At 61.9% G+C, this 26,437-nt stretch carries 29 protein-coding genes and 1 tRNA gene; 9 read left to right on the top strand and 21 right to left on the bottom strand.

Annotated features, from left to right (window positions below; all coding sequences use genetic code 11):
• Nucleotides 1–23: 23 nt before the first annotated feature.
• Together FIU91_RS03990 and FIU91_RS03985 are read right to left on the bottom strand one after the other, a co-directional pair.
• Nucleotides 24–623 carry a YjbF family lipoprotein gene (locus FIU91_RS03990; RefSeq protein ID WP_152461537.1) on the bottom strand — a complete coding sequence of 200 codons (600 nt, stop codon included), beginning with the start codon at nt 621–623 and terminating at the stop codon, nt 24–26.
• Complete coding sequence (locus tag FIU91_RS03985) at nt 620–2,713, bottom strand: YjbH domain-containing protein (RefSeq protein WP_152461536.1); 2,094 nt, start codon at nt 2,711–2,713, stop codon at nt 620–622. Before FIU91_RS03985 ends, FIU91_RS03990 begins: the two co-directional genes overlap by 4 nt.
• 236 nt (nt 2,714–2,949) lie before the next feature.
• Between FIU91_RS03985 and FIU91_RS03980 the strand changes: the two genes are divergently transcribed.
• From FIU91_RS03980 to FIU91_RS03955, 6 genes are all read left to right on the top strand, one after another.
• The gene (locus tag FIU91_RS03980) at nt 2,950–3,681 is read left to right on the top strand and encodes a metallophosphoesterase (protein WP_254702041.1); all 732 of its coding nucleotides are present in this window, start codon (nt 2,950–2,952) and stop codon (nt 3,679–3,681) included.
• A gap of 290 nt (nt 3,682–3,971) precedes the next feature.
• Nucleotides 3,972–5,240 (top strand): DEAD/DEAH box helicase, encoded by a 1,269-nt coding sequence (locus FIU91_RS03975; RefSeq protein WP_152461535.1) that lies wholly within the window; start codon nt 3,972–3,974, stop codon nt 5,238–5,240.
• A 149-nt stretch (nt 5,241–5,389) separates the two neighbouring features.
• A complete protein-coding gene (locus FIU91_RS03970) occupies nt 5,390–5,818 on the top strand; it encodes a DUF4399 domain-containing protein (RefSeq protein WP_152461534.1) in 429 nt (142 codons plus the stop codon).
• 82 nt (nt 5,819–5,900) lie between these two features.
• On the top strand, nt 5,901–7,106 hold the full coding sequence (locus tag FIU91_RS03965; protein ID WP_152461533.1) for a winged helix-turn-helix domain-containing protein: 1,206 nt from the start codon (nt 5,901–5,903) through the stop codon (nt 7,104–7,106).
• Nucleotides 7,107–7,165: 59 nt separating this feature from the next.
• The gene (locus FIU91_RS03960) at nt 7,166–8,068 is read left to right on the top strand and encodes an MBL fold metallo-hydrolase (protein ID WP_152461532.1); all 903 of its coding nucleotides are present in this window, start codon (nt 7,166–7,168) and stop codon (nt 8,066–8,068) included.
• 67 nt (nt 8,069–8,135) lie between these two features.
• A tRNA-Asn gene (locus FIU91_RS03955) sits at nt 8,136–8,210 on the top strand.
• A gap of 472 nt (nt 8,211–8,682) precedes the next feature.
• Here FIU91_RS03955 and FIU91_RS03950 read toward each other — a convergent pair.
• The 15 genes from FIU91_RS03950 to FIU91_RS03880 all read right to left on the bottom strand — a co-directional run bounded on the left by FIU91_RS03950 (nt 8,683) and on the right by FIU91_RS03880 (nt 19,168).
• Entirely contained in the window at nt 8,683–9,189 is a 507-nt protein-coding gene (locus FIU91_RS03950) for a hypothetical protein (RefSeq protein WP_152461531.1), read from the bottom strand.
• Nucleotides 9,189–10,256 (bottom strand): phage portal protein, encoded by a 1,068-nt coding sequence (locus tag FIU91_RS03945; RefSeq protein WP_152461530.1) that lies wholly within the window; start codon nt 10,254–10,256, stop codon nt 9,189–9,191. Before FIU91_RS03945 ends, FIU91_RS03950 begins: the two co-directional genes overlap by 1 nt.
• 1 nt (nt 10,257) lies before the next feature.
• Entirely contained in the window at nt 10,258–10,797 is a 540-nt protein-coding gene (locus FIU91_RS03940) for a hypothetical protein (protein ID WP_152461529.1), read from the bottom strand.
• Nucleotides 10,788–11,405, bottom strand: coding sequence for an HK97 family phage prohead protease (locus FIU91_RS03935; protein WP_152461528.1), 618 nt, complete (start codon nt 11,403–11,405; stop codon nt 10,788–10,790). The genes FIU91_RS03940 and FIU91_RS03935 overlap by 10 nt, the downstream gene beginning before the upstream one ends.
• Nucleotides 11,405–12,655 carry a phage major capsid protein gene (locus FIU91_RS03930; protein WP_152461527.1) on the bottom strand — a complete coding sequence of 417 codons (1,251 nt, stop codon included), beginning with the start codon at nt 12,653–12,655 and terminating at the stop codon, nt 11,405–11,407. Before FIU91_RS03930 ends, FIU91_RS03935 begins: the two co-directional genes overlap by 1 nt.
• Nucleotides 12,656–12,657: 2 nt before the next feature.
• Complete coding sequence (locus FIU91_RS03925; protein WP_152461526.1) at nt 12,658–12,987, bottom strand: HNH endonuclease; 330 nt, start codon at nt 12,985–12,987, stop codon at nt 12,658–12,660.
• Nucleotides 12,984–13,331 (bottom strand): hypothetical protein, encoded by a 348-nt coding sequence (locus FIU91_RS03920; RefSeq protein ID WP_152461525.1) that lies wholly within the window; start codon nt 13,329–13,331, stop codon nt 12,984–12,986. Before FIU91_RS03920 ends, FIU91_RS03925 begins: the two co-directional genes overlap by 4 nt.
• Nucleotides 13,322–14,854 carry a terminase large subunit domain-containing protein gene (locus tag FIU91_RS03915; protein ID WP_152461524.1) on the bottom strand — a complete coding sequence of 511 codons (1,533 nt, stop codon included), beginning with the start codon at nt 14,852–14,854 and terminating at the stop codon, nt 13,322–13,324. Before FIU91_RS03915 ends, FIU91_RS03920 begins: the two co-directional genes overlap by 10 nt.
• Nucleotides 14,847–15,392, bottom strand: coding sequence for a hypothetical protein (locus FIU91_RS03910; protein WP_152461523.1), 546 nt, complete (start codon nt 15,390–15,392; stop codon nt 14,847–14,849). Before FIU91_RS03910 ends, FIU91_RS03915 begins: the two co-directional genes overlap by 8 nt.
• Nucleotides 15,393–15,981: 589 nt before the next feature.
• A complete protein-coding gene (locus tag FIU91_RS03905; RefSeq protein ID WP_216651623.1) occupies nt 15,982–16,293 on the bottom strand; it encodes a hypothetical protein in 312 nt (103 codons plus the stop codon).
• The gene (locus FIU91_RS03900; RefSeq protein ID WP_152461522.1) at nt 16,293–16,511 is read right to left on the bottom strand and encodes a hypothetical protein; all 219 of its coding nucleotides are present in this window, start codon (nt 16,509–16,511) and stop codon (nt 16,293–16,295) included. The genes FIU91_RS03905 and FIU91_RS03900 overlap by 1 nt, the downstream gene beginning before the upstream one ends.
• Complete coding sequence (locus FIU91_RS03895) at nt 16,508–16,912, bottom strand: hypothetical protein (protein ID WP_152461521.1); 405 nt, start codon at nt 16,910–16,912, stop codon at nt 16,508–16,510. Before FIU91_RS03895 ends, FIU91_RS03900 begins: the two co-directional genes overlap by 4 nt.
• Complete coding sequence (locus tag FIU91_RS03890) at nt 16,909–17,130, bottom strand: AlpA family transcriptional regulator (protein ID WP_152461520.1); 222 nt, start codon at nt 17,128–17,130, stop codon at nt 16,909–16,911. Before FIU91_RS03890 ends, FIU91_RS03895 begins: the two co-directional genes overlap by 4 nt.
• A 68-nt stretch (nt 17,131–17,198) precedes the next feature.
• Nucleotides 17,199–17,939 (bottom strand): hypothetical protein, encoded by a 741-nt coding sequence (locus FIU91_RS03885; RefSeq protein WP_152461519.1) that lies wholly within the window; start codon nt 17,937–17,939, stop codon nt 17,199–17,201.
• On the bottom strand, nt 17,936–19,168 hold the full coding sequence (locus FIU91_RS03880; protein WP_152461518.1) for a site-specific integrase: 1,233 nt from the start codon (nt 19,166–19,168) through the stop codon (nt 17,936–17,938). The genes FIU91_RS03885 and FIU91_RS03880 overlap by 4 nt, the downstream gene beginning before the upstream one ends.
• Nucleotides 19,169–19,513: 345 nt before the next feature.
• On the opposite strand from FIU91_RS03880, the gene FIU91_RS03875 reads away from it, so the two are divergent.
• The 3 genes from FIU91_RS03875 to FIU91_RS03865 all read left to right on the top strand — a co-directional run bounded on the left by FIU91_RS03875 (nt 19,514) and on the right by FIU91_RS03865 (nt 23,425).
• Entirely contained in the window at nt 19,514–21,808 is a 2,295-nt protein-coding gene (locus FIU91_RS03875; protein WP_152461517.1) for a hypothetical protein, read from the top strand.
• A 533-nt stretch (nt 21,809–22,341) separates the two neighbouring features.
• Nucleotides 22,342–22,656: a hypothetical protein gene (locus FIU91_RS03870; RefSeq protein ID WP_152461516.1), complete on the top strand. Its 315-nt coding sequence runs from the start codon at nt 22,342–22,344 to the stop codon at nt 22,654–22,656.
• A gap of 412 nt (nt 22,657–23,068) precedes the next feature.
• Nucleotides 23,069–23,425 carry a hypothetical protein gene (locus tag FIU91_RS03865; RefSeq protein ID WP_152461515.1) on the top strand — a complete coding sequence of 119 codons (357 nt, stop codon included), beginning with the start codon at nt 23,069–23,071 and terminating at the stop codon, nt 23,423–23,425.
• Nucleotides 23,426–23,709: 284 nt separating this feature from the next.
• On the opposite strand, the gene FIU91_RS03860 is transcribed toward FIU91_RS03865, so the two are convergent.
• The 4 genes from FIU91_RS03860 to FIU91_RS03845 form a co-directional block, all read right to left on the bottom strand.
• A complete protein-coding gene (locus tag FIU91_RS03860; RefSeq protein WP_152461514.1) occupies nt 23,710–24,762 on the bottom strand; it encodes a peptidoglycan-binding protein in 1,053 nt (350 codons plus the stop codon).
• Nucleotides 24,763–24,937: 175 nt separating this feature from the next.
• Nucleotides 24,938–25,300 carry a nuclear transport factor 2 family protein gene (locus tag FIU91_RS03855; RefSeq protein WP_152461513.1) on the bottom strand — a complete coding sequence of 121 codons (363 nt, stop codon included), beginning with the start codon at nt 25,298–25,300 and terminating at the stop codon, nt 24,938–24,940.
• Between the two features lie 285 nt (nt 25,301–25,585).
• Nucleotides 25,586–26,074 (bottom strand): GFA family protein, encoded by a 489-nt coding sequence (locus FIU91_RS03850; protein ID WP_152461512.1) that lies wholly within the window; start codon nt 26,072–26,074, stop codon nt 25,586–25,588.
• 64 nt (nt 26,075–26,138) lie between these two features.
• Nucleotides 26,139–26,426, bottom strand: a complete 288-nt coding sequence (locus FIU91_RS03845) for a DUF1330 domain-containing protein (protein WP_152461511.1) — start codon at nt 26,424–26,426, stop codon at nt 26,139–26,141.
• Nucleotides 26,427–26,437 lie beyond the last annotated feature (11 nt).

Genomic DNA, 26,437 nt, shown 5'->3' with positions numbered 1-26,437 from the left:
TCCCGCATGGCGCCGCCTGCGGATCAATTCAGTCGTTCGGTAATGATGACACCAGTGCCTTCGCTGATCCACTGCTCGGACCGCACGAGTTCCCCATCCGTCCCGCGCCAATAGCTGTTCGTGACGTCGAAACTTGGCGTGGCGCATGTCTCGTCGGTGCGAATCGTGGCGCGCGCTGTTCCCAGGATATTCAGGGTCTCCGGCTCTCGCGCCGTCACGATGCACTGGAAGCTCCGGAATTCCGTCTGGTATTCACCGTCCAGGGTAGTGTGGAAGCGCGGGTAATACCCGTCTCCCCCCTGCCCATTCGAAGCGGCAATGGAGCCCGCCAGATCGGCCGACATCAAATCGTCGCCGAGCGAGCGGGTCGCGACGACAAGCCCGTCGCGGGTCGAAATCGCCGAGGTGCCGTCCGGCGTGCGCCATGTGGTGACACCGTCCAGTGTCTCGATCGGCTGGACAGTGGATTCGCGGCCGAGCCCTTCGACACCGACATAGAGGAGCGGCGCGTCCACGGTGGCCACGAGTTCTGGCGTCAGCCCGGCCCGAAAAGACCCGAAGGGCGGCGTGCTGGCACAGGCAGCGAGGGCAGCCATAGCGCAGATGGGGAGAACACGGATCACTTCCAGAACCTCCCCCAACCGTCGCGGAGCTCTTGCTCATGCGACTGATTGACCTTCTCATAGAGCCGGTCGCGGATCGACAACCGCGCGCCGCCGTCTCGCAAAATGGGCCGGAGCGCGTAGCCGAAATTCTGACGGGTCGGATCGCCGCGCGCCCAATCGAGCGGGATGGTCAGCAGGAGCCCCTTGTCGAATGATCCTTCGCCGAACTCCTCGAAAGGCACGTCGGTGAGCGTGGCGAACGCACCGATCTTCCAGCCATTCTTGAAGGTCCTGTTGATCGTCAGTGTCGCGCCCCAATCACCGGCAAGGTAGCGACCAGCGTCGACTTGAGCCTCGAAGCCGTTGTTGAAATCGTAGTAGAGCGAGGCGTGCCCCGTCGCGACTTCGTAGTCGCGGAAGCCGAAGCCCTGATCGAACGCGCGCTGCTTGACGTAGTTTGCCTCAACCCCGATCCCGAGATTGCTGTCCACCGGCTTCCACAGCACTTCGGTCGAAACCCCACCGAAATGACGTTCAAGATAGCCAACAGTCACGCGACCATAAAGATCACGCCCTGGCTTGAAGAAATAGCTCCCAGTCAGGTTCAGTAGGTCCGTCGGACCTGTCCGCTCGTAAATGTTGGTCTCGCTGCGAACCCGCGGCAGCACCGAGTCTGAAACACGATCGGATTCGTCTAGATTTCCGAAGACTTTTTGGCGGACTGAACCCCGAAACAAGAATCCGGGCGCGGGCTCGAACTGTGCGTTGAGCTGAACGCCGAAATCTGCGCGGACCGGGGCATCTGGGTCGAAAAGGCTCGGCTGGGCGTAGGGCGCGAGACCGAAATCGAACCGCGGATAGACCCGCGCGAGTGGCTGGGACGGTGTCGTGGTCGGTTCGATCTGCGCGCGCGCATAGCTCGACCACGAATTGTCGAGGGAGAATGCCAACTCCTCCATATCCGCCCTGCGGATGGTGACCTCGGAGCCCGCGATGCCGTTGGAGACCGGACGAATGACGAAAGTATCTACTTGCGGCGGCATCGCACCGGTCAGAACGCGCGCCGTGCGTCCGATAGCCTGGGCGTTGGCGCGCCAGCGGGTATTCTCGATCTCGACACGCGCAACGGAACCCTCGATCGAAAAGCCGTGAAGCGGCACGCCTTCCGCCTCTAGCACCTCTTCGAGCTGCCCAACCGCAGTTGCTCCGCCGTCGGGCTGCGTCCAGCCGAGCGCGGCGACATCGACATCCGCGCGCGGCGTGACGAGGAATGGCGCAGGATCGCCGCCGCCATCATAAGGCGGCTCGGTCGGGTTGGTTGTAAACGTGACCTGAACCCCCAGCGCGGACCCGTAAAGATAAGCGGCCGAGACATTCACGTTCTCGCGCAGCTTGTAGGTCAGACCGAAGTTCCAGGGTGAGCGATAATCGAAGGTCGGACCATCTTCCCGCGCATAGGAGTCGGAGGAATATTCGATGGCGAAGCTGAGCTTGTCGGTGGCCTTTACCTCGACTCCGCCAAAGAAAGCGGCGTCTCCCCGGAAGAACTGGTCGAGTTCGGCTTCGCCGCCCCGTCCGAAATCACGGCTGGGCCGTGTCTCAAGCGTCTCGCTCAGGAAGCCCAAGGGGTTGGTGAAGCCGTTATTCGATCCCAGCCGTCCCCATCCCAGGCCGCCCGTGACCCGAAGGCGCGGCGTCAGGTGCTTCGTCGCAACGAGATACTCGGATGCGTAGACGCCCGTGCCGATAAGATCGTTGACGCCGAGCGTCAGTGCCGGGCGACGGCGCGTTTCCTCGAGCAGGCGGACATGCAGAGAGAAGCTGCGATCGAAGAGATCACCACCCGGACCGGAAAAGTTTTGGATCCGCGAGTAGCGAAACGAACCAGTGACCCGCGGCAACACCTGGAAACTGCCAGTGATCCGGCTTGTGCCGCCGAAGTCCGACACCGTCACCGACAGATCGGAGTCTGGAAAGCTGAGCGCCGTCGGCATGTCGACCATGCCCGGCAAACCATAGGTCGAGTAGCGAACGTCGAAGCTGTCCTGCGCTTCGACGGCACTGCCCGCAGCAAGCGAGACAAACGCGATGACCGCGATACGTTTCACTCAAGAACTCCCCCGGATTCTCAAGGATGCATAGATCATTCGCGTGAGCACAGCATCCCGCGGTCGGCGCACAACCGCCAAGCACGGGGCATGATGTGGCGCGTCGGCCACAGGTTGTACTGAATACGGCACTTATCCACAGATGCAGGGTGACACAGACGTGTGACGCGCCACGTGGTCAAGGTCCGCCGATCTTGGTAGGACCATGGGCATCCTTTCCAGATCCGAGGTCCCTGTTGTTCAAGTCGCTGATCGAGAAGCTTCGCAAACCATCAAAACCTGAATTCGCTCCTCCCGCTCCGGATGAACCTTTCGCGGCGATTGGCGATGTTCACGGACGGCTGGATCTTCTTGAAGAGTTGCTCGCGAAACTGCCCGCGGATCTGCGTGTCATCTGCGTTGGCGATTACGTTGATCGCGGGCCCTCGTCGGTAAACACGTTGCGTTTTCTCATGGCGCGCCCGGAGATACTCAGCCTCAAGGGCAACCACGAGGACATGCTCGTGGGCTTTCTCGACAACCCCGAGGAAAAGGGGCCGCGCTGGCTCCGCAATGGCGGCCTTCAGACGCTTGCCGATATCGGCATTACGGGCCTCAACGAGATGACGCGGGGCATGAAGCTGCGCGAGGCGCGCAACGAGATGAAAACCGCGATGGGCGACGACCTCGTCGCGTGGCTGCGCGCCCTGCCCGTGCTGCATGAGACCGGGAATGTCGCGGTTCTTCATGCCGGCGCAGATCCCTCCGAGCCAATCGCCAGCGCACCGGAAAAGACACTGATATGGGGACATCGCGACTTCCTGCAGACGCCCCGGCGCGACGGCATCTGGGTCGTGCATGGTCATACGATCGTCGACGCGCCTTCGGCCGAGGACGGACGGATTGCGCTCGATACCGGCGCGTACGCTACCGGGCGCCTGACTGCGGGCATCGTGGCGGATGGCGAGGTGCGCTTCATCTCGACGTGATCCACCTGCGACCGAGCGGTGCCGCAAAGCTTTTTCATTGACTTTGCACCTCCGCTCGCCCATCTGCCTGTTATCGCTGCGCTGCCGCGTGAGCATGCCGCGCCCGTTCGGGCCATCAGCGATACCGAATTTCAGTTCCCCATCACGCAGGGCTCCTGACGCGACGGCCGGTTGGCCCGGGATACGCCCGGACTCGCATTGGCCTTCGTCAACCCTCTGGCCGCGCAGGATGCGGCTGTCATCACGGCCGTGCCGGGTTTCTTCCGCGCGTGGCTGGTAAAGGATATACATTGTTCGATTTCGACATGCTCGGCCTTGCGCCGGCACTCAATACGGCCCTCGAGCGCGCGGGCTTCTCCGAACCCACACCGATCCAGAACCAGGCGATCCCGCTTGCGCTTGACGGTCACGACATCATGGGGCTCGCCCAGACCGGCACCGGCAAGACGCTGGCTTTCGGCCTGCCCCTCATCGACCACCTCCTGGCGCAGCCGGGCAAACCGCTGCCGAAGACCTCCAAGGCGCTGATCCTCGCACCGACGCGTGAGCTGGTGAACCAGATCGCCGAGAGCTTGCGCGGTCTCACCGAAGGCACGAAACTGAAAGTAACGACCGTCGTCGGCGGCCAATCCATCGGCAAGCAGATCTCGATCCTGTCGCGCGGCACGGATATCCTCGTTGCGACGCCGGGCCGCCTGATGGACCTGATGGATCGCGGCGCGGTCGATCTTGGCCAGGTCCGGCATCTCGTGCTCGACGAAGCCGACCAGATGCTCGACATGGGCTTCATCCACGCCTTGCGGAAAATCGCGCCGAAGCTCGGTACGCCGCGTCAGACCATGCTCTTCTCGGCGACGATGCCGAAACAGATGGAAGAGCTGTCGCGCGCCTATCTCACCGATCCTCGCCGGGTCGAGGTCTCGCCTCCGGGCAAGGCTGCCGACAAGATCACCCAATCTGTGCATTTCCTTGAAAAGCCCGAGAAACCCCGCAAGCTGCGCGAGATCCTGAGCCAGGATCCGAACGCGCTGACGCTGGTCTTCGCACGCACCAAGCATGGCGCAGAGAAGCTGATGAAGGGACTTCGCGCCGACGGCTTCAATGCCGCCTCGATCCACGGCAACAAGAGCCAGGGTCAACGCGACCGCGCGATCAAGGGCTTCCGGGACGGAGACATCACCGTGCTCGTCGCGACCGACGTTGCGGCACGCGGCATCGACATTCCGGGCGTCGCCTATGTCATCAACTACGATCTGCCGGAAGTGCCGGACAATTACGTGCACCGGATCGGGCGGACGGCGCGTGCGGGCCGTGAAGGCGAAGCGATTTCGTTCTGCGCGAGCGACGAGGCCGATCTTCTGGCGCAGATCCAGCGCCTGATGAAAATCGAGGTGCCTGTCGCAAGCGGCACATCGCCGCTCATCGACGGGCGCGCGCCGGGCGGCAGCAAACCGGGCCGCTCGCGGCGTGGCAAGGGCGGCGGCGCTGGTAAACCGAACGCGCAGGCGCCGGGTGGGCGTGGTCGAGCGCGTCGCCCGCGCCGCAAGAAAGCGGCTTGATCTCAAACATTCCGTGCATCCGCCATCAAATTGCGTGGCGGGTGCACGCACAGGCGAGGAGGCGCGTCCTCTCATCGCTCGCGCAAGCGTCACAGCAGCCCGCGCGTCACCGTGCTAGGATGGAAGCCTGACCAATCAGGGAGGCTTTCATGAAACCGCATGCTCTCATGCTCGGAGCCGGGCTTGCACTTGCAAGTGCAGCGCACGCATCGGACCACCGCACACCCGCACCCGAGGATGCCCGCGCCTACATCATCTCGCCTTCGGACGGGGAAACCGTATCCAACCCGGTCACAATCGTCTTCGGCCTCGAGGGGATGGGCATCGCCCCGGCTGGAACCGACGCCGAGAATACCGGCCACCACCATTTGCTGATCAACACCGAACTGGACAGCGTCGATCTTGACGCGAACCTGCCGGCCACGGATCAGATCGTGCATTTCGGCGGTGGGCAAACGCAGGTCACAACCGAACTCCCGACGGGCGAGCACAGGCTGCAGCTTCTGCTCGGCGATGCGAACCACGTGCCGCACGACCCGCCGGTGACGAGCGATCCCGTGACCATCACGGTGGAGTGACGCAGAACGCGCGCTGGCCCCAGGTTTGGGACAGGCGCATTTCGAACGTGCCCTTTGCGACGCGGGCCTCTAGGGTCTGGGCATGTCCCGCCCGCGCCTCGACAACAAGACCGCCCGGCGTCTCTTCCTCGACCGGCATCTTCTGCTCGACCCTGACACGGGTTCGGGCCGGGCTAAAGATCTGGAACACGTCCTCGAGCAGCTTGGCTTCGTTCAGGTCGACAGCGTCAATACGCTGGCCCGCGCACATGATCTGATCCTCTGGTCCAGACGTGGCCGCTATCGCCCATCCGCGCTCGAACGGCTGGTTGCCAAAAGGCGAAGCGCCTTTGAGCACTGGACCCACGATGCCGCCGTGATCCCGATGAAGTTCTACCCGATGTGGCGGCTGAAATTCGAACGGGACGAAGCCCGGATGCAGGCCCGCTGGCCTGCCTGCCGACGCGAGGGATGGCGGGACGAACTTGACACCGTGCTTTCCCATGTCGCGGAGCGTGGCCCGACCTCGTCACTGGATGTTGGCGCCGGCGAAGCCAAGGGCTCTTCGGGCTGGTGGGATTGGCACCCCTCCAAGACGGCGCTTGAATTCCTGTGGCGCTCCGGGCGGCTCGCCATCTGTCACCGGCAGGGGTTCCGCAAGCAATACGATCTCGCCGAACGGGTCATCCCGCCCGAATACCTGAACGCCCGGCGGAGCGACGGTGAAATCGTCGATTGGGCCATGTCCGCCGCGCTGGACCGCCTCGGCTTCGGCACCAGCGGAGAGATCGCGGCCTTCTTCGAAATCGTCAGGCGTGACGAAGCGAAAGCGTGGTGCACCGCCGCGCTCGAAGAGGGCCGCCTCATCGAGGTCGATGTCGAGATGGCCGATGGGCGCACCCGGCGCGTCTTCTCGAGCGAGGCGGCGCTGGAGGGCCTCGGCGATCTGCCGCAGCCCTCCTCGCGGATCCGCATCCTCAGCCCGTTCGACCCGGCACTGAGGGATCGGGCGCGCGCAGAGGGCTTGTTCGGCTTTCACTACAGGATCGAGATCTTCGTGCCCGAGGCCAAGCGACGATATGGCTACTACGTCTTCCCGGTGATGCAGGGCGACCGGCTGATCGGCCGGCTCGATGCGCGTCGCGATGGATCGCGTATCGCCGTGCGCGCCTTCTGGCCCGAGGCCGGGATCGCGTTGGGCAAGACCCGTGAGCAAGGGATCATGGCGGAACTTCGCCGGCTGTCTCACCTTGTCGGCGCGGATGATCTGCGCCTTGAGCCGGGCTGGCTGCGGCCCGCCCCGTCATGACCCGGCGCGCCTCTGCTGATAGGGTGGCACGGCGCTTGCGGAGAGCAAAGGAAATGGACATGAACGCGCCCTCGCCCGATTACGGCCGGATCATCGAGCTCTCGCCCGGGCTGCGGCGCATCCTCGCACCGAACCCGTCGCCGATGACCTATCACGGAACGAACACCTATCTCATCGGGGAGCGCGAGATCGCCGTGGTCGATCCCGGACCCGCAGCGCCCGAACATCTCGAGGCGATCCTGGCCGCAGTGCCCGAGGGCGGGCATGTCTCGACCATTCTTCTCACCCATACGCATATCGACCACACCGCGCTGGTGCCCGAGTTGAAGCGGCGCACCGGCGCCGAGGTGCTCGCCTTCGGGGGTGCCGAAGCCGGCCGCAGCCCCGCCATGGCGCGTCTTGCCGCCGAGGGCGCCTTGGGCGGCGGCGAAGGACAGGATGTGGGCTTCGAGCCGGACGGGGTTTTGACGGAGGGCGCGTGTCTCAGGATCGACGGGCAAGAGATCACGAGCCTTCACACGCCGGGCCATACGGCAAATCATCTGGCCTTCGCGGTCGGGGATGAGCTGATCGTCGGGGATCTGGTCATGGGCTGGGCGAGCTCTCTCGTCTCACCGCCCGATGGCGAGCTGTCGGCTTTCCTCGCCTCGCTTGAGCGTCTCTCTCGCACCGACTGGACCCGCCTCCACCCCGGTCACGGCGCAGCGATCGAGGAGCCCCGTGCCCGCATGGCGGAGCTGATCGCCCACCGCCGGATGCGCCACGACCAGATTCGCACGGCCTTGGCCGATGCGCCTGGAACCGCCGAAGACCTCGCCCGCCGCCTCTACACCGATATCCCGCCCGCGCTCCTGCCCGCCGCGGCACGCAATGTCCTCGCCCACCTCATCGAGCTGCACGAAACCTTTGAGGCGCAGCCCCGCGGCCCCCTCACCGCGGGAGCCGTATTCGAGCTTTCGTGAAACCGATACATTTTCTTCCCGACCCTCTGGACGCCCGGAATCGCACTTGCTATATGCGCCCACGTGTTCCGGCGTAGCTCAGCGGTAGAGCAGTTGACTGTTAATCAATTGGTCGTAGGTTCGATCCCTACCGCCGGAGCCAAAATCACCAAGGAAATCAGGTGACTAAGAGAACGCCCCGCAAGGGGCGTTTCTTCTTTCTGTTTCTGGGGAACGCCGGGGGAACTAGCGACGTTTTCGCGCCGCCGACTTCTCGCGGAGCTTCGCGAGGATGGCTTCGCGGTTCTTATAGTATGCCGCCCGCGCCCGCGCCTTCGCCTTCTCGCGCAGTTCGGGGTCCGTTGCATACGCTGCCCGCCGCTCCGCGTTGACTCTCTCGCGGTTCCGGTAGGTTGCGGCCCGTTCGTTGCAGGTTTTGCCGCAGTATTTCGCAAAGCTCCGAGCGTCAGGTTGCATCGGGCCTCCGCACCATTCGCACCGCTTGCGCGCATTATCGAGTGCCCGCACCCGTCGCGCCTGCTCAACGTCTGCCGCAGCACGGCATGCGGAAGTGCAGTAGATTTTATGCGAAGGGCCGCCCGTAATGTCCGCGCCGCACCGGGCGCACCGGTGCCTCATATCGAGCGTGTCGCGATCCTCACTGCCGTCTCTTCGCCGCCCTCGCGCAGAAGCGTCTGCCGTTTGTGATGACTGTTCAGGCAAACGGTGTCGCAAAACTTCCGATGCCCCTCCGGCAGATGCTGCCCGCATTCCACGCACCGCGTTCGCTCGATTAGAAGTCCTTGGCGAATCGTCCATTCCGGTTGCCCTTCATACCAAGTTGGTCGCACCGCCCGCGCCCGCCGGAACGCCTCGCCCAACAGTTCACGCGCCATGAAGTCCGCGTCGTCCCATCGCCACCCCATCAGGCAAAGGTCAGATCGAATACCTTGGCGGAGCGGCCCTTCCAGCCCGAACAGCGATCCCGTCGCCCCCGCCTCGAAGGCCAGCCGGATCGTGCCCGCCAGTTCCTTTGCCAGATGATCGAAGCGGTCGCGGCCAAGGCGACCTTTACGGGCCTCGCGCTCGCGCCGCTCGCGTTTCCGCTCAGCCTTTGACTTGATCGGGGCCATATCGAACATCACGCCCCCGCATCATTCTCATTCCCCCAATCGACCAGCTTCATCGCTGCCGCCGGATCAACACCCGATTCCTTGGCTTGCGCCAGGGCACCGACAATGGCCGTTATCGCCCTTGCCCGTCCGCCCGCGTCGAAGGCTTGCAGCGGCCGCAGAGTGTCGAGACTTACCGGCTGGCCCAGCTTGTCCGTAGCTTCCTCCGCGATCATCATGGCAATGGGTTGCAGCACCCATTGCGCCAGATGCCGCTGCGCCTCGCGCACAAGCGGGCCGGTCGTGGCGGGCGAGGTCAGTCCCGGCAAGATGCCGAACGCCATATTGATCGCGTCCCGCGCCGCTGCCAGCGTCTCGCGCGTCATGCTCTTGGATAGGTCCGGGGACAGATCGTGCGGCTTCCAGTCCTGCACCGGAGTGGGGCCGCCAGCCGCTGCGACGTTCACGCTTTCCCGGATCAAAACCTTGCCCCGATTGGCCCTGAAGCCTCGGGCGATTTGCTCCATGTCGGTTTGCGGTGCCTCGGGAAACGGGACGATCATGCTGGCGAGCGGTGCAGTCTCATAGACTTCCGCAAGCGCCGTCTCGACCGCATTGAGTAGGCTTGCCGTCAGTTGCGACCGCTTCAGGGGAGCCGTCCCGTAGTAGGGCGCCGCCACGTCGGAGCCTATGCGGAAGTGCAGCACCTCCGCTGCCAACACCGTGAAGGATCGCCCGCCACCCGCTTCGGAGACGGAAACCCGGTAGGCCGTTGGCTTTCCGTCGCGGGTGCGCAAGTCCCAGTCGGAACAGGCCACAAGGCCCGCCTCGCGGATCAGGAATAGCGCCTCGCCCCGCAGGGCCAGCGACCGGGCGCAGAGCGACAGGGACCGCCGGTCCAAGAGCGTCGTGCCGTTCACGTCCGCCAGCCCTAAACCGCCTTCCCAGAGCGTCACCGCGCCCTGCGCCGTGGCCGTGAGTTCGGCAATGCCGCGCCGCCCGGAGATATAGGACTCGCGCGCCGCCATGATTTCCGCCGTGAAGCCCGATCCGCTAGACCGGGTTTCCTCGACCGCCTTTCGCTTGAATGGCCACATGTCAGGCCCTCCGCTTGAAGGGGCGCAGAAGATCCGCCGCCCCGCTCAGTTCCATTGCGCGCCCGATCCATGCGGGGTTGCGGTCATAGCTTTCCTCGATTGCCCCGCCCATGTTCACGCTGTAGCTGGACGCGCCCGCACGGTCGGCGTCGTCGGCCAAGTATTCGGCCATGCGCCGGAACGCCTCGGAGACTGCCGCAGGCACGTCACCGCCACCCACGGTCCCGGTGAAGCGGTAAGGCCCGGCAGTCGTCAGGCGATAGCCGCCGTAGGGCGATGCGAAGACGGTTGCAGCTTCCCACGCGCTGCCATTCCAGATTTCCTCTGCCGTGACTTCGAGCGGGTGGAGCGGCGGGCACCAGTCGCCGTCCTCCTCCACGATCCAGACCACCTCGCGCGGCGTCCAGCGCACTCGGCAATATGCTTCGATCCGCTGCCAGATCGGTTCGGGGTCCAGCGCCGCCGCCGCCGTGCTCAAACCTGCCGGTGAGGCAGGATATGCGCTCGGGATCGCCTCATCCTCTTTCAACGTCACCGCCATCTGACCGGTCCTCCATACGGGCTATAAACTCCCGTCCGCGCCGGTTTCCGGGCGGGCTGCCAGTTCCGTTCCTCGATTTGGGTTTCGTCATAGGCCGGGCGCGTGACCACGCTCAGTTCATAGAGCAAGGCCGCGAAGATCGTGCGGATCAGCGCCGTGCCCTCCGCCGGGTCCTCTTCCTCGACCTTCTCCGCATTCGGTTCCGCCCGCTGCGGCGGGATGCGGAAGCCGGGCGAGATACCGACAATCAGTCCCGCCCGCATGGTCCGCAGGAAGTCGTCAACGTAGCTGACCTCCTGCATTTCGGTTGTGATGTTCGCCGTGAAGGTCAGGGCGTCGTCACTGTCCGCCAGTTCCAGCGTCCCGGCCCCGCGCGATGCAAGGGGCCGGTCATAGCTATGGCCGATCAGCAGGTGAATATCTTCCTCGGGACGCTCCACCCGGTAGGAGAACGCGCGAGGTGCGATCACCTCTTTCCGGGGACGCCCGGTCCTGCCGCCATCGGACAGGACCGCGCGTTTGCCGTATGGGAAGCGGCCATGAAGCGCCAAAGCGCCCGACGCCCGCTTGCGCAGCTCTAGGCCGCCTTCATGTCCGCCCCAGAGCATTATTGCAGCCCGGTCAGGATTTCGAGCTGCGAGCCGCGCGCCACGGTCACGTCCATCGTGGCAAGGGCCGTGATCCGCAGGCCGCCCGACTGCGCGTCGGTGTAGGGATCGCGGATCAGATCGACCGCGCCCCATTTGCCGACGAAGACCGGCGGCACGCCGCCCGCGTTCGTCGTCAGCAGGCCCGTGCTTGCCGCCGGATCACCGGCGGGAGCCGCCAGCCCGTTGGTCGTCAGCACCGTGCGGCCCATCTTCGCCACCAGCCGATCCCACTCGGAGATGGCCAGCCCGTCGATCAGGTCATCCATGCTGTCGAAGATTTCGGGCCGCAGGAGCAGGTTCACCGCGCCGGTGCCTGTCGCCGCGTTGGCCAGCATGAACCGCACCGCCGCCGCGCGGAACGCCGCGTAGGACGCCGCAGCGTCAACCGCGGTTTCGGTGATGCCGTAGGTCGAAGCGCCGGGGATCACCCCCAAGGGTTCGCCATCCGCACCGCTGCCGAGAAACACGACACGATCCATCTCGGCACCGATGGCCGAGTTCATGTCGCGCCGCACCGCGTCTTCCAGCGCCGCGCCCGACTGCTTCAGGCTCTTGCGGGTCAGCCGCATCTGGACGCCCAGCGTGTGGTCGGGAGCCAGCGCCTTGTCCACCGCCTGGAACGCCTGCGGCGCGCCCACGTTGCCGGTCTCGCTCGTCTGCCATGCGACGGTCGCGCCTTGCGTCACCACCGGCCACTCGATTTCGCCGTGGTCGATCGTCACCATCTGTGCGCCCATCTGCGCCGCGACCGAGTTCGGGAAAAGACGGTCAATGATCGGGCGCGTCTGGATCGGATCGGGCGTCCCGCTGGCAATGGTCTCGCCCGCGCGGAGTTCGAGCGCCTGCCACGGCACGGGGATGCCGCGATACCCGCCAGCGCTGCGCAGTTCGTTCACGATCTCGGCGGTTTGGCCATCGAGCGCGCGGCCCTCATCCAGCGCCAAGGCGACCTGTCGCATCTCGAATTGGCCCATCAGCTCGGACCACTCGCGATCCGACCGGGTTTCCAGTTCGGCCCCAGCGTCGCGCCGTTCCTCGTCTTCCGCAACCAGCGCGGCCCGGTAGCGGGTTTCGTTCGACCGATATTCGCGGTCGAGTTCATCCATTTGCCGCGTCTCTTCCTCGGACGGGGCTTCCTTGCCCACCATTCCCGAAAGGGCTTGGCGGATTTCCGACTGCCGCCGGGAGATTTTCACTGAATCCAACATGCTCACACCTCGTGTTTGTTGGGGTCGCGCTGCATGTCCCGCAGCAGGGATTTCCACGCCTCGCGGGCGGGATTGGGCTGGCCCATGCCAACCTCAATTCGGGTCTTGCGCGCGTGACAGCGCCCGCAGAGCGCTTGCAGATTGGAAAGCGCGTAGGCCAGATCCGGGCGGTCCCGGACGGACTCGATATGATCGATTTCGAGCCGCCGCCGCGTGCCGCATTCGACGCAGGCCCACCCGTCGCGGTCGAGCGCCTGCATACGCAGCGCCTTCCATCGCGGGCCGCGCGTCACGCGGGCGGAGTGCCGCTTGTATTCACTCCGCCGGTTCATGAGCCGCGCACCTGCACATCATAAAACCGGACCACCCCATCAGGGGCGAGCGGCATGACACGCACCACGGCAAAGGTCTTGCCCGCGACAATCAGGCTGTCCCCGTTGTTCGGGGTAATGGCCAAGCCTTCGACCGACACCAGCGCCCGCAGGTCGTTCGTCTGGATATTTGAGCCGTCACGATCTTCCGATTCATAATCGACCACCGCGACCGTGCAGGGATGTTCGGTCGGCTCGCCCGGCGTGGGCGGATAGGTCGTGTCGTCCGCCTCGCCCGGTCGCACGAACGTGCCAGCCTGCCCGTACCGCGCGATCAGCCGCGATGCTGTCTTGGTCAGCCCCATGCGATGCGTCCTCCCTTGTTCTTCGGTGCGCCGGTCATCCGAACGCCCTGCGCGACCGCGATGACGGTTGCCGCCGCCGGGTCGATCCGCCCGGTCGAGCGGGATTTCGTGAGTTTGTGATTGCCCGCCGGATCAATCAGCGTGATCGCGTCCGCGAAGGCGGAGCGCAGCAGCAGCGACGGTAGGCATTGCACCTTCTGCTCGAATAGCGCGCGCCGGAACCGCTCCACATCCTCGGAGCCGTCTTTCCAGCCCATGCCGCGCCAGACGCACGGCACCCGTTCCAGCCCGGCACCGCGCAGCGCCTCGACAAATTCGGCATGGCGGAAGCGGTCGCCCACGATTGCCGCGAGGGGTTGGCCGTCCAGTTGCGCCACCACGTCCGCAAGGAAGCGGTCCACGGGCACGGTCGTCTCGCCCATCGTGACCAGTTCGCCCCGGTCACTCATCTCGACATATCGGCTCGACACACCATCGGCCGCGCCGCGATCCGCGAGCCCCGGCTTGGTCGGGAACGCGCCCAGGCACTCAAGCCGCCCCGTCTCGGGCCAGTAGAACGCCGCCGCGCTCATGCTGCGCGAGCCGCCCAGATCGACGCCCAGCACAACGGGGCCGTCGCGCTCGGGCAGTTCATCCGGCGACACCTCCGCCGCCAGCCACTCGTCTACCGTGACCAGCACCGACCGATCATCGGACGCCACCCGCTCATTGCGGTTGAGGTTGCGGAAGCTCGACAGGGCAGAGCCGCCCCGCGCAATCGCCCGCCGGGCCTGCGCCACCAGCCATTCCGCGGTCGAGCCGATGCCCTCGCGCGCGCCGGGGTTGGCGATCAGCAGGCTTTCCAGATCGTCCGGCGGCAAGCCCGGCTCGGGCCGGTGCTCTTGGACGTAGGTGCCCGGCGGGGGCTCATCGAGCCATCGGGAAAAGGTGTTTGCGTCGTCGGGTGCCGAGGTGCTGATAATCAGAGCGCGACCGTCCCGCTTGCCGAGGCCGGACAGGATCGCGTTTTCGAGGTTGTCGCCCTTCTCGCGTTCCCATGCTGCCCGCTCATCGAGGATCGCCAACGTTGGAGCGCCGCCGAGAATGGACTTGCCATCCGCCGCGATGACGCGCGCCAGACCGCCGCCATTCTCCGCCGTTTCGACTTCCAGCTTGGAGCCGCGGCGGATCGTGAATTGCTCTTGCTCGTCTTCGGGCAGACCTTCGATGAAGCCGACCAGGAAGCCGAACGCGATCTTGGCTTGATCCCGGTTCCGGGCCGCAAAGATGATCTCGCGCTTGGGCTGCGGCGCGATCTCGCCAATCAGGTGCCCCAGAGCGATGCCGGCCGACAGCGCCGTCTTGGCATTGCCCCGACCAATCGACAGGCAACCCGCCGCCACGTCCTTCGCGAACGCACCGCGCACAAACTCTTTCTGATAGCGCGCCAGCTTCAGCCGCTTGCCGGCTGTCCTGCCCTCCGGGACGATCAGCTTGGGAAGGAAGCGCAGTGCCGCCGTCGCTTCTTTGGATGCCCTAGACATGCAGCACCTCGAGAACCGTTGCGCTGCGGCAGATCACGGCGCCAGTATTTGCGTAGACCGCAAGAAACTGGTCGCCGTATCGAGGCCCAAACTTGCGCGCCTCTTTCTTCACCAGTTCGCTGCCGAGAAAGAGCCAGGCGGTCCGAACAACCCGCGTGTCGAACCAGACCTCACCGTCCGGCTGGACCTGATAGACCACTCCATCGCTTCTTTGCGCGAACCACTTGGCTTCTTCCGGCTTGGGGGTGCAGTAGACAAACCTGCGGCGGAATTCGGCGTCACGAAAGCCGTGAGGGTTCTCGCCTGTCAGCGATCCCGGAAGAAGTTTGTCGCCAATTTGCCGACCACGGAGCCCGCCATGGAACAGCGGGCGATCAGCATGGCGCGCCGCAAGCATCTTTCTTTCAATCTCGCGTTCGACCTCCGTTAGCTCGAATTCCTCAAAGTCGCGGAGATAATCTCGTGCCGCCGCGACCAATTGATCGCGCGAAAGGTTCGCGGTCTTTCTGTAGAAAGCACGGCGCTGATTGCGGTTCATCGAGCCACCTCCCGGGATTTTTTCGGGAGAGAGAAAGGAAGACCCCGCCCCGCGGCCGCACCCCCCTCCCGAAGCCGGGGCATTGGAACCAATACAGAGCCCTCAGCGTGGCAGAGCATCGCAGCATTCTCGCAAGTAGGTCAGCATAGCTTACCCAATATAGGTCAATACAGCTGACATAATCAAGATGGACGCACCTCCGCCACCCGCTCCTTCCCCCCGCATGCAGGGGAAGGCCCTACGCTTCCTCGATCCGTTTCCACGCGATGCCCGATGTCGGGGGCCAGCCGCCTTCCCCTGAGCTTTTCACTCAGCCCGCCCTTTGCAGCCCTGCGCCGGTGCGGTCCCGGGTCATACGCCTTCTCGTCGGGCGCGTGCCACGTGGGTTTCGTTGTCGCGTCTCTGAGCGGCCCAGTAGGAGTCGGTACCGCTCGGGGTGGGTGATGCCCCCGGATCGTCATAAGCCCATTGGTATCGCCCAACGGTCAAAGGCTAGGACGGCAAAGAGGATGTGCCCGGCTCGTTGTCCGGTCTGCTCCGATGGATGGACGCCCCCACACCTCGCCCAAGGTGCAGGGGCGAGGGTCTGTCAGGGGTTCCGGTGCCGGGCGCGATGATGACGGCGGCAGAGCCACGTCACCTCGAGCGGGCTGGAATAGTCGTCGTGGTGGGCTTCACTCTTTTCAGAGCCGCACACCTCGCACGGGCTGCGCGTCAGCACCCCCAGGCGCAGAGCGTTGGCCACGGTGATGTGCGCGAGATAGGAACGCGGGTTCCGCTTGCGCCAACGCTGTTGCTTGGTCTTGGGGCGGGTGCTATCTTCGCTTTGAAGTTGGGTGACTTCATTTAGGCCCTCGGTCACGGTGACAGCCGGATCGGGGGTTTGCTTTTTCCGGGCCATCACCATGCGCCCTCCACGAAGCCCGCAAGGCCCTCGTCTGTCAGGCTCATCCGCAATTGGTTTGCGATGCCGGGGGAGGCGCAGAGATACTGCTCCGGGGGCTCATCCGGGCGGCAGATCGTGAAGACCGTGCGCCCCTCGACATTGGCGATGCGATAGAAGCCCTTGGGCTTGAGCTGCAAAAGCTCATCGAGCGAAACGTTGGCAAGCCAGTTCATGCCTTGCCCTCCGCGTCCCGCAGCTTCAGCCACGCTGCCCGCAGGTGCTCATTGGCTTCGCGGTCACGCGCGCGATGTTCCCGGAGCGTATCGACCGCAGCGGTCAGAACTGTCCACATGGCGCGGTGCGTGCAGTCCTCGCCCATCTCATGGCCCGCAACCGTGCGGACCAGTTCAAGGCTGTCCTCGACGAACTCTAGCGGGTCGTCGATCTCGACCGATACATCGGCCTTGCGAACCTCGAATGCCGCCTTGATGGCCGCTCCCGGATCGGTCCCGAGTTCCGACACGCGCTCCCGGTCCTTGATGCCTTTCGCCTCAGCGCCAAGGCACTGAAGGTCATGGAAGCTCGCGCGCTTTAGTAGCTCCTGCGCTTCGGGGGAGAAGTCCGCCAGTCTCATGCCGCCACCTCGCGGGAGTCGAGCCACGCGATGACGTCAGCTTCGCGCCAGTAGCGGCGCTGGCCGAGATAGATGGGACGGGGGAAGTCCATCGCCGGATCGTTCAGCCAGCGATGCAGGGTCATTTCGGAGACGCCGCCGCAGAGTTCGCGGACGCGGGCGACGGGAACGCGCTTATGCAGATCTAGCGCAGGAGCTTCGGAAGTTTCTGTCTTCATTGGGCCACCTCATTGGTTGGTGGCCCTTTGTGACCGGCGATAGCCGCTGTGGGGATTGCGCGCGGAAATCAAAAATCAAATCGCAAGTCGTTCGCCGATTCCCACCTGTCGCGACCAGCCTGCGGTGGCGGCGCGCAGTATCCACCTGCCGGGTCCTTCCGCCGATCTACAAGTCCGTGCGCGAACAGAGCATCGGTAAATTCCCTCCATTTTGCTTCCGGCATGTCAGCGCGAGCGTCGAGTATGCGCAGGTAGGCCAACCGATCAGCGGGCGAGGGGCGCGTCTTTCGAACCGTACGGCCTTCACTAGACCTTACACGCTGCTGGCGGGACAACTCCTCCTTTGCGGCTTTAAGCTGAGCCGATAGTGGTTTGTCCAACTTAAAAACAATCGCCATTTCGTTGGGTTGGATGCCGATTGTACCAATCCCATCATCGAACCACTCACCGCTGACTAAACCAACGTCTTCATCGCGATCACGGATAGGGCATATATCGACTATAGGATGATCCCCGTACGCGGGATGCGGCAACGCTGGATATCCATATTTCTCGTCACATCCGGGCGCAGGAACTTTGAAAGACCTATCCCCAAGCTCTTTGACCTGACCAAAAATTATTTTGGTGTCTTTCAGCTTATCCCTGAGCCACAAGTCATTTCTATATGCCTGCTCCAAATTTTCCATATAGTCTTTTCGCAGATCTTCGCGGCGTCGATAAAATTCCCAACGCCAACGCCAAAGATGCCACCCTTCAGTGTCGCCGTAGGCCAACGGGTCGGTCCAATCGGGAATGCCCCAATCATTCATTGAGCCACCTCCAACCGCACAACATTCTCAGCATTGCCATCCACGACACTGCGGGCAAACCGTGCCCACGCTTCCAGAGCCTTTCGCTTTTCCTCCGCATAGTCGTGGCGCTGATAAACACCCACGATCCCGCCGCCGGTCCCGCTGACATGGTTCAAGACAGCTTCCGTCACGCGCACGGGAATGCCTAAGCGGGCCATTCCGGTCGCTGCTGTCCGCCTCAGATCGTGGAACGTCCAATGCGGTATCTCGACCGGCTCGCCCGCTTCCTCGGACGCGACCTCGACCATCCGCGTTGCAAGATGCCCCCTGCCCTTATGATAACCGCTCAGCGGTGTTGCCCCGTTCGTTGTGTGATAGAGCGCCGTGCCGTCGATCCGCTCCATACCGTCCAGAACGTCCCGGACAGCTTCGGACAACGGCACGTCATGTGCGCGGCCATTCTTGGTGCGCGCCGCCGGTAGGTGCCACGTCTCGCCCGTGATTTCCGCATCGGACATGCCCGCGACCTCGGACAGCCTTTGCCCCGTCAGTAGCAGCACCTTCCCAAGCGTCCCCCACGGTTGCCCTTCCGCCTCGCATGCCCGCCAGAACCACCGGATTTCATCATCGCTTAGAACGCGGTCGCGGCTCGCCTCTTTCGCCACCGGCTTCACCCCGAGCGCCGGGGATGCGTCGATCACGTCACGCTCCACGCACCAATTCAGAAACTTGTTCAGATAGGCGCGAACCCGGTTCGCGGTAACGACGCGCCCGCTGTCCGCGATGCCGTCCAGAAGGTCGATCACGTCCCGCTTGGCTATGTCGTGAATGTCCCGCTCGCCCCATTCGCTGACGACGTGCCGCTCTAGTTCACGCTTCACTGTCGCGCCGCTCTTGAGGCTGGCCAGATGCCGCTTGGCATAGAGCGCCATCAGCGTCCGCACCTTGTCCCGATCATCTTGGGGCTTCGGAGCCTTCGCCGCCCGCACTTCCTCGGCAGGGTCGCGTCCTTCGCTTGCCGCCGCCAGCGCGTCCCGTGCCCGCTGACGTGCATCCGCCAGAGACAGCACGGGATAAGCGCCCAGGCTCATCCGCCGATGCACCCCGCCGTGGCGATAGCGCACCTGCCAGCCCTTCTTTCCGCTGGGCTGCACCGTCAGATAAAGCCCGGTGCAAAGACTGTCCGGGATCTCCTGCCGCCGGTCGGTCGGCTTGGCTTTCTCTACGCTCGCGGCGGTCAGCTTCATAATCAATTGGTCCTTCGGGGGAACAGTCTGGGGAACAGAATGGCCGATTGCCCTTGTTCCCCGATGTTAGCCCGTGAGAGCCTTGAACGTCAATAAATACTGACTTTCATGTGCTTGCGCGACGCGATAGTTTTACATCGTTTGGCGCTGATAGCCCGAAAAATTAGACTGTTAATCAATTGGTCGTAGGTTCGATCCCTACCGCCGGAGCCAATCACCCAGCAAAGGGTTGATTTTCAAGGAAAAAGCGGCCCCTCGGGGCCGCTTTTCTCGTCTCGGGCACCGAAACTGACACACCCAGTCACACACTCCGTACACAGCGGAGTCACACAGGAGTCAGACACAGTGCCGAAGCACCGCCACACCGCCATCCCCCATCTCGAACTGCGCCCCTACGGATATGCCTGGAGACGGCGCCTGCCCCGCGATCTGATTCGTCGAGCTGCGTCGAATCAGACCCTTCGTCTTCAGATTTGCCAAATCCAAGTGTCTGATCTTGTGAGGGAATCCCGCAATTCGAGTCAAACCACGCAGAAATCGAGTCAAGCTTTGCACCGAGTCAAACCCCTTGACAGTCCGCAACCCATTGAAATCGCTGCATCTGATTTTCGGCAGGCGGCACCACCAAAATCTACCCCCTGTTTTTCTCTGAAGACCCACGATTACCACGTTGCCGCCGACCGGGCCCGACGGCTCACGGCGCTGAGTGATGAAACCTTTCTCTACGCGGCGATGATGTCCCTGAGCATGCAAGAAACATCGAGACTTCTGACCGAACTGGTACGGTTCGAGATCGCGGCAGCGGATCATCTCCGAGCCACGGAGAGCCCGCGATCCGCCGTAGCGGCGCAAGCGTCGATCGAGCGCGAGCGTGCCATTCAGGACAGTCTCCGGGACGCCTATCTGCGCCGTGATTTTGCCATCGCGGAAGATCCCCTCAGATCGGTTGCCGACAAGCTCGGTGTGAGCCTGCCAGACCTTGCATCCCCCGATGCACGCTGGCTCGCGCATGAGGCCACGCGTGTTCTGCTCGATGTGAGCCAAGAGCGCGAGCGGCGCGACCGGGGCGAATTTTCAGAGCCCAGCCCGTATTTCCAGCGCGCACTGGCGTCGAACACGGCCCACATCCCTGCACAGCCTCATCACGCTGCTGGCTCGGCACTCCCGCGCGATGCATTCGCATCGTTGCGATCCGAAACCCAAACCAAAGAGGACGACATGTTCTTCAAGTTTCCAAACTTCAGGGCCTCAACGCCCACTATCTCGCAACCCGAACCCAGCGAGCCTGAGCACCCCGAGATCCGGGAAACGCTTAAGGAGCGAGCTGTGCTCGGTGTCCTGTCCGAAGACAGCATTCGGCTTCTCGAGAAAGGCTCGTCCATCACGATCTCGGAAGCATTCAGCGTCTATCTCGAGCTCAAGTGCAATGGATGTACCGACACCTGGGAGAAGCCGCAGAAGCCCAACCAGAAGACCGGTGCGAAATGGGAAAAGACGTCTGCCAATACGCTCCGCACGGGACAGAAAATCTGGACCGATTTCCTCGACGACACGCCGATCGGCGAGATCGAGAAAGACGCAGTCGATGAGGCAATCGCGAAAATGGCCGACATTCCAAAGCACCATGGAAAAGGCGGCGATTTCATACCTTTCAATGGATATGTCGACCTTATCGACCGGATGCGCGTGAAGCAGGAGAACGACATGAACGCCGTCGAGCGGGCACTTAAGAACGAATACTCTGACAATCCAGCCTATATCGAGGATCGGCGCCGCGAAAAGGCCATCCCAACAATTCGTGCGGAAACGTACATGCGACACGTGCGTGGCCCGAACAAGGTCGCAAAAATGCTCATGGCCTTTGGCGTGATTGACAAGAATCCGTTCGAGAATTGCAGCTTCTCCAACGACGAGGAACGGCGTCTAAAGAGCGTCGAGGCCAAGATCGCGCGTCAGCGATGGGACGACCGGTTCGAGCTTCTGCTGCAAACACCGGCGTTCCAGGGCCAGGCGGACGGTCAGGATGATCCGATGTTCTGGATCCCGTTGCTGGCCGACTTGCAGGGCCTCCGAAGCGAGGAGGCAACGCAGCTCAGCCCGGAAGACTTCGGCAGCGAGGATGGACTCTCCTATTTGCGCATCATCCAGGGTTCCGACGACAGCGTGAAGTCGGAGAGCGGGAACCGGAAACTGCCGGTCCACCCCGCGCTCATCGCACTGGGCCTCCTGGATCTCGTGGAACGCGCCAAGGCAAATGGTCAGACCCGGATCTTCCCGTCCCTGACACGCGGTAAGACCAAAGGCACGTTCACCGAAAACTTCACCAAGGCTTTCGGTAACTACCGCAGGAAGCACAACGTCTACTGGCACGGTCTGGATCTCCACGCGCTCCGGACGACGTTTCACCATCATCTGATGGCCGGCAGCTGCCCGGGATACATCAAGCGCAAACTTATGGGTCACGAGCCACTCGACGAGGGCGAGAAATCCTATGCGCGGGATGGGATCCCCCTCACGACATTGCTCGAGCATGTCGCAAAGGTGCCCTTCGACGCAAACAAGGTGGTTAGCCCTGTGAGAGGACGGAAAGACCACGACACGGAAACCGCTTCGCTCCTAAAGTTGGTCAAGTCTTCCTGATTGTTACGGTCGATGCCGCCGACGTCGGCATCGACCATCATCGACAACACTTCGGCGTGGTCCACAAATTGAGGCGGTGATATTCGCTGAAGTGATGGCCATTCGCAGCACGTGCCCGACAAAAGACGCAACCGCCAAGTTAGACGAAGGCGGACAGGAAGCTGTTGTTCGCTGCGAACACTCGCCAAGAGAGGGGTCTGCTTGGTGGCAAACAGTGGAAAGTGTCCCGGTAGAAAATCTTGAAGGTCGAACGGGCCAGTCTTGGCGGGCATAGCAGTTACTCACGCTCCCCACACAATCCACCGTCCTCGATCAGAATGGGGTGCACCTTGAGCTGTGCCGTATGCGCGTCTCACCGTAACCAGGTGTTTCATATACGAACGCCCAACTGGGATCATGATAATAGACAGAACACTCATTCTCTTCAGTTTTTGTTTTGTGCCCTATGAAGCGAACCCAATTTATTCACGTAGCGGAAAATGGAATAGATACGGCCCCGAGCCGCTACCAGGGTACAATAAGAAGGTAGGACTATGGCTTCGAAAGCATTCAGCCTCGATTACTCAATTGGCCAATCTGGCGAGACGGCACATATAAGTAAAATATGCAATAACCTCTATCGAATGTTCTGTCTTGACTACCACCGCGTCATCCGGCGTCGCGACCTGAGCGCCAAGGAATACAACGCGTTCATGAATGAGCTTTTTGATCGGTATCCCGATGCCCGACATGACTTCGCAAGCATTCATGCGTTCCGCGACTACATCGCTTTCGGTCGCTTCGACGTAGATCAAGTGGATTGGGTTTTTCTCGCCAACGAGGAAGGGCGTGCTCAATCATATGAGTGAGATCACTGCCGGGGCTGCAACTCCCCGGCGCGTCTGCCCAAGTGTAAGAGGCAAAACGACGAAGGACCGCAAGTGGCCCGCTGCACCGCTACATTTTTTGCCGCGTGACGACCCTCTCTAAGCCGATCTCATTCACGTTCCCTAACGTAGGAAGGACGGAGAGCGGAAGTTCGCTGCGGGCAACGCGAACGTCTGCTCATCTGACCGTATTGGCTTGTGAAATGGTGCCATAAAGACAACAGCACTACCCAAGTTGTCTGCTGCAATAAATGTTGGAAGCCGCAGCCGCGATTGCGGCGGAGGTATCTAATTCCCAAACGCAAAAACAGACCAAGAAGCCACTTAGAATCAATTTTGTTGATTATTAAAATAGATCTGCATGCTTGAAAGCCTTCATTGGAGGAGGAAAGAGATGCTGATCAGGGGAGCAATCGCAACGGTGATTTCGATCGGCCTTCTTGCCGGATGTGCGACGACTGGAACGATGTCGACGATGGGTCCGATCGAGACGCGGCTGACCGGAAAGACGCTCGTTAATAGCGGAGGGTGGTCAATCACGCCAGAGGCTGGCGGGGTGCTATCGGGCACTGAGGCCGACGGCTCAGCGGTGGTCGGTACCTGGGAAGAGCGCAACGGGCAATTCTGTCGGACGCTGACGCAGCCCGCGGACTGGGCGGGCACCGCGTGCCAGAATGTCGTGTTTGAAGATGATGGGACTGTGACCTTTATCCGCGCGGATGGCTCGAAATCAGTGATGACCATGCAGTAGCGCGCCACTGAATAGTCGTGCGATGGGTCCATGCCAGGGTGCGTGCGCATCAAAGTCTCGAAAAGATGTGGAAAACCGATGGTCAGCTGGGCTGACGAGATTAGAGAACGCGGGTTCAGCGACGCCTTTTCAAGGTCCGCGTTTTCTATAATGTCCCAATATCAGAAATCGGAAAATGCGTGAAAAACGGTCTTTGCGAGAATAGAATTAGATGGCGGGACGCGCGTATTTAGTAAACTGGAACAGAGCTCGCTCATAGTTGAACCCAGTGGCCAGTGCCAAGGCTATAGGGGATGATAATCTTTATATGCCTTCAGCCATTGCGACACCGTTTCGGCATTGATCTCGGTCGGCAAACTGAATTCGGACATATTGCGGCAAGTCAGTGCGCTATCTCGTGTTTTCGGACCCATCGCGGCATCTACCGGGCCTGGGTCGCAGCCAAGAGCCAGTAGATGAGCCTGTAGCTCGCGTACTGCGTTCGACGTTTCGTCGTCGTAAAGTGTCGCTTCGGGTGTGAAAACGATGTTTCGCATCTCAACGCGTATGTCGGCGTAAAAATCCGTGAACTGATGCGGCTTGCCTCTTTTTCGCCATTCGTGCCCGAAACCCTGCATCACCGGACCGAGGATTGTCAGCACTCGACTGGGCCGCTTCTGCGAACCATCTTGGCAGAGATTGGTGATGTAACAGTGCGGCGCTTCCGCGGTTCGGTTTCCTTCTCGAAAATGTATGACGCGGTCGTCACAACTGACGCGGATCCACCCACGATCATTGTTGGACCAATGCACCTCCATGCGAAAGGTACTCCACTCTTCCAAGTCCTCCGGCTTAACGCAGGTCTGGTCAAGGAACCGTGCGCCGTGGCGGCTATCGAGCTTTAGCATGTAAAGAAAGTTATGGAGGCGGTTGCCTTCCCAACTTGCAATTCGAAGGCGCGAGTCTTCACAGCCAGGAAGAAAGCCGCACGCGTGCGAATTGCGCCAGCCTGAGTATCCGATCGGACCCGGCACTCTGAATTGGAATTCGTAGGTCCACGAGGAAGAATTGTTGGCTTGGTGCGCGGTCAAACTCGAACGAACATTGCCGTTCAGGCAGTCGCTTTCGCCACGTCCATCGCCATATTTCCGGCTGCTGCACTCGTGGTTGCGGATTTCAAAGCGTGTGACCCCATCTTCAGTCACTGGCTGAACACTACCATTGAAGGGATGACTGCCAAGACGCATCGGATGGGGATCGGCGAGTGCAGATGATGAACATATTAGGATAAAAGCACATATTTTAAGAAGTTGCATGATCAGGCCAATCAGTTGATTTGCAATGAAATCATATGACAAAATGATTTCATGAAACGCTCGATCACGTCAACAAAAGGATCGGAACTGCCGTACGGTACGGTCTGGATGATTGAAAGCAACGGGCCGAGTGCGACGCATGCCAGAGGTAGTCAGGCACGAGCTCGGCCCGCTGGTACTCTAAGTTGGCTCACAGTCTATTGAGCCCGTCCCCGGATCAATCGCGGTGGAAGAGCTTCGCCGTTATGCTCCACAGCCCAGTTTCATCCCGGATGAGGTGAAACTGATTGACGAAAGACCAGCCTTGCCAAAGACCGTCTTCGATCACGGTTGCCGTCGCCGAGTTGCCCAAAACAGACACGGACGCGACACAGGCTGTATAATCCGGCCCGGCATCGGCGCCCTCTGCTCGTGCGATGAAGCCCTCAGGGCCGCGCATGAGCAGATCACTTCCAAACCAGCCAGCCACCACCGCCTCAGGATGAAAAACTCGCCGGAGGATATCTCCATCTCCCTCACGGGTGCCTTTGATGTAGTCGTTCAGCACGCGCATTACTTTGAGTGTGTCTTGTGTTCTCATGGTCCGGTCCTTGTGATCGGATATGATGGCTCAGTGACCAAAAAGCTTCGGGTTTCACTGTGCCCGGGCAAGGGCTGCACAGTCTATGAGTGTCGGCCTTGCCAATGGGCAATGAATATTCTTCTGAGAGGTGAAAGTCCGCCTCAGAGAAGGCCGCGACGCCATGCACTCCTCTCTGCGGAGGTGCGCAATGGGCCGAGAGCTATGCAAACTGGACGCAACAAGACCCACGCCCTGCTGCGCTGCCGCAAGTCTGCCGCGAGACGTCACCCTCCCACGATTAGGTCAGCCACGCACCAGGAAAGGAGCAGCATGGACAGTCGGTTCGATTGGACTGCCGTCATTTTCGGTGGCGTGCCGGTCAAAGACCTTGAAACCCGCCGGTAAGATCGTCCCTGGCTGGGCTTCAGAAACAAATATGTGCTTTGCGTTCTCCGGCGTCACCGCCACCGACGACAGTTGATCCAGCGTTCCTGCATAGATGCCAATTCGATCCGGCCAGCGCTCAAAGGTCAGGGCTACCTTGGTGCCGCAACCAGTGCAGAAGTGGACGTTGATATCTTTCCCACTGCCTTCCGAGGGAAGCGAATAAACAGCGGGGCTCAGGCCCGTAAATGCAAACAGAGATCGCTCGAAGATCGGCTCGATCATGCGGTCCGATCCCGTGGCACGCTGACAGAAACGGCAATAACAGATCGTTATCCAAAGGGGATCACCGCCAGTTTGGTAGCTCAGCTTGCCGCAAAGGCAGCGGCCCTTGAACCCAGTGGACATGTCCCCTCCTTTTTCGCGACGGACAAATGAATTGCTGCCGAAAACAAGCCAAAGCCCGGTGCGGCTACAGTCCTTCCACCAGAATGAGGTCGGTATCGGAGATTTTCTCTCTTACAGCACGCGCTTCCGTATAGGCGCCGGACTCATAGAAGGACTTCGCAGTATCGTAGCTTTGAAATTCGATCAGGATCGCCAGGCCCTTTCCACCTCCCTCTCGGTGGTCAGGCGAGGGATTTCGAACCAGGACCTTGCCGTTAAACTTCGCTATGGCGGCGCCTGAGAGTTGCTTGAACTCCTCGAAGGCGTCCTTGTCATGCACGCGGATGTGCGCAATCAGGTAACCCTTGGGCATCTTCGCCGTCT

This window comes from Roseivivax sp. THAF30, assembly GCF_009363575.1.
In the GTDB taxonomy this organism is placed as follows: Bacteria; Pseudomonadota; Alphaproteobacteria; order Rhodobacterales; family Rhodobacteraceae; genus Roseivivax; species Roseivivax halotolerans.
The sequence above is the reverse complement of the archived record's forward strand: the minus strand, read 5'-3'. Positions and strand labels throughout refer to the sequence as shown.

What these genes read in the sequence shown, in the direction of transcription:
- FIU91_RS03920 (WP_152461525.1), bottom strand. Translation starts at nt 13,331, where the DNA reads ATGGGGCTGACCAAGACAGCATCGCGGCTGATCGCGCGGTACGGGCAG.
- FIU91_RS03970 (WP_152461534.1), top strand. Translation starts at nt 5,390, where the DNA reads ATGAAACCGCATGCTCTCATGCTCGGAGCCGGGCTTGCACTTGCAAGT.
- FIU91_RS03905 (WP_216651623.1), bottom strand. Translation starts at nt 16,293, where the DNA reads ATGGCCCGGAAAAAGCAAACCCCCGATCCGGCTGTCACCGTGACCGAG.
- FIU91_RS03960 (WP_152461532.1), top strand. Translation starts at nt 7,166, where the DNA reads ATGAACGCGCCCTCGCCCGATTACGGCCGGATCATCGAGCTCTCGCCC.
- FIU91_RS03885 (WP_152461519.1), bottom strand. Translation starts at nt 17,939, where the DNA reads ATGAATGATTGGGGCATTCCCGATTGGACCGACCCGTTGGCCTACGGC.
- FIU91_RS03870 (WP_152461516.1), top strand. Translation starts at nt 22,342, where the DNA reads ATGGCTTCGAAAGCATTCAGCCTCGATTACTCAATTGGCCAATCTGGC.
- FIU91_RS03940 (WP_152461529.1), bottom strand. Translation starts at nt 10,797, where the DNA reads ATGGCGGTGACGTTGAAAGAGGATGAGGCGATCCCGAGCGCATATCCT.
- FIU91_RS03925 (WP_152461526.1), bottom strand. Translation starts at nt 12,987, where the DNA reads ATGAACCGGCGGAGTGAATACAAGCGGCACTCCGCCCGCGTGACGCGC.
- FIU91_RS03890 (WP_152461520.1), bottom strand. Translation starts at nt 17,130, where the DNA reads ATGAAGACAGAAACTTCCGAAGCTCCTGCGCTAGATCTGCATAAGCGC.
- FIU91_RS03910 (WP_152461523.1), bottom strand. Translation starts at nt 15,392, where the DNA reads ATGAACCGCAATCAGCGCCGTGCTTTCTACAGAAAGACCGCGAACCTT.
- FIU91_RS03865 (WP_152461515.1), top strand. Translation starts at nt 23,069, where the DNA reads ATGCTGATCAGGGGAGCAATCGCAACGGTGATTTCGATCGGCCTTCTT.
- FIU91_RS03915 (WP_152461524.1), bottom strand. Translation starts at nt 14,854, where the DNA reads ATGTCTAGGGCATCCAAAGAAGCGACGGCGGCACTGCGCTTCCTTCCC.
- FIU91_RS03850 (WP_152461512.1), bottom strand. Translation starts at nt 26,074, where the DNA reads ATGTCCACTGGGTTCAAGGGCCGCTGCCTTTGCGGCAAGCTGAGCTAC.
- FIU91_RS03950 (WP_152461531.1), bottom strand. Translation starts at nt 9,189, where the DNA reads ATGTTCGATATGGCCCCGATCAAGTCAAAGGCTGAGCGGAAACGCGAG.
- FIU91_RS03930 (WP_152461527.1), bottom strand. Translation starts at nt 12,655, where the DNA reads ATGTTGGATTCAGTGAAAATCTCCCGGCGGCAGTCGGAAATCCGCCAA.
- FIU91_RS03845 (WP_152461511.1), bottom strand. Translation starts at nt 26,426, where the DNA reads ATGCCCAAGGGTTACCTGATTGCGCACATCCGCGTGCATGACAAGGAC.
- FIU91_RS03895 (WP_152461521.1), bottom strand. Translation starts at nt 16,912, where the DNA reads ATGAGACTGGCGGACTTCTCCCCCGAAGCGCAGGAGCTACTAAAGCGC.
- FIU91_RS03945 (WP_152461530.1), bottom strand. Translation starts at nt 10,256, where the DNA reads ATGTGGCCATTCAAGCGAAAGGCGGTCGAGGAAACCCGGTCTAGCGGA.
- FIU91_RS03935 (WP_152461528.1), bottom strand. Translation starts at nt 11,405, where the DNA reads ATGCTCTGGGGCGGACATGAAGGCGGCCTAGAGCTGCGCAAGCGGGCG.
- FIU91_RS03855 (WP_152461513.1), bottom strand. Translation starts at nt 25,300, where the DNA reads ATGAGAACACAAGACACACTCAAAGTAATGCGCGTGCTGAACGACTAC.
- FIU91_RS03900 (WP_152461522.1), bottom strand. Translation starts at nt 16,511, where the DNA reads ATGAACTGGCTTGCCAACGTTTCGCTCGATGAGCTTTTGCAGCTCAAG.
- FIU91_RS03880 (WP_152461518.1), bottom strand. Translation starts at nt 19,168, where the DNA reads ATGAAGCTGACCGCCGCGAGCGTAGAGAAAGCCAAGCCGACCGACCGG.
- FIU91_RS03965 (WP_152461533.1), top strand. Translation starts at nt 5,901, where the DNA reads ATGTCCCGCCCGCGCCTCGACAACAAGACCGCCCGGCGTCTCTTCCTC.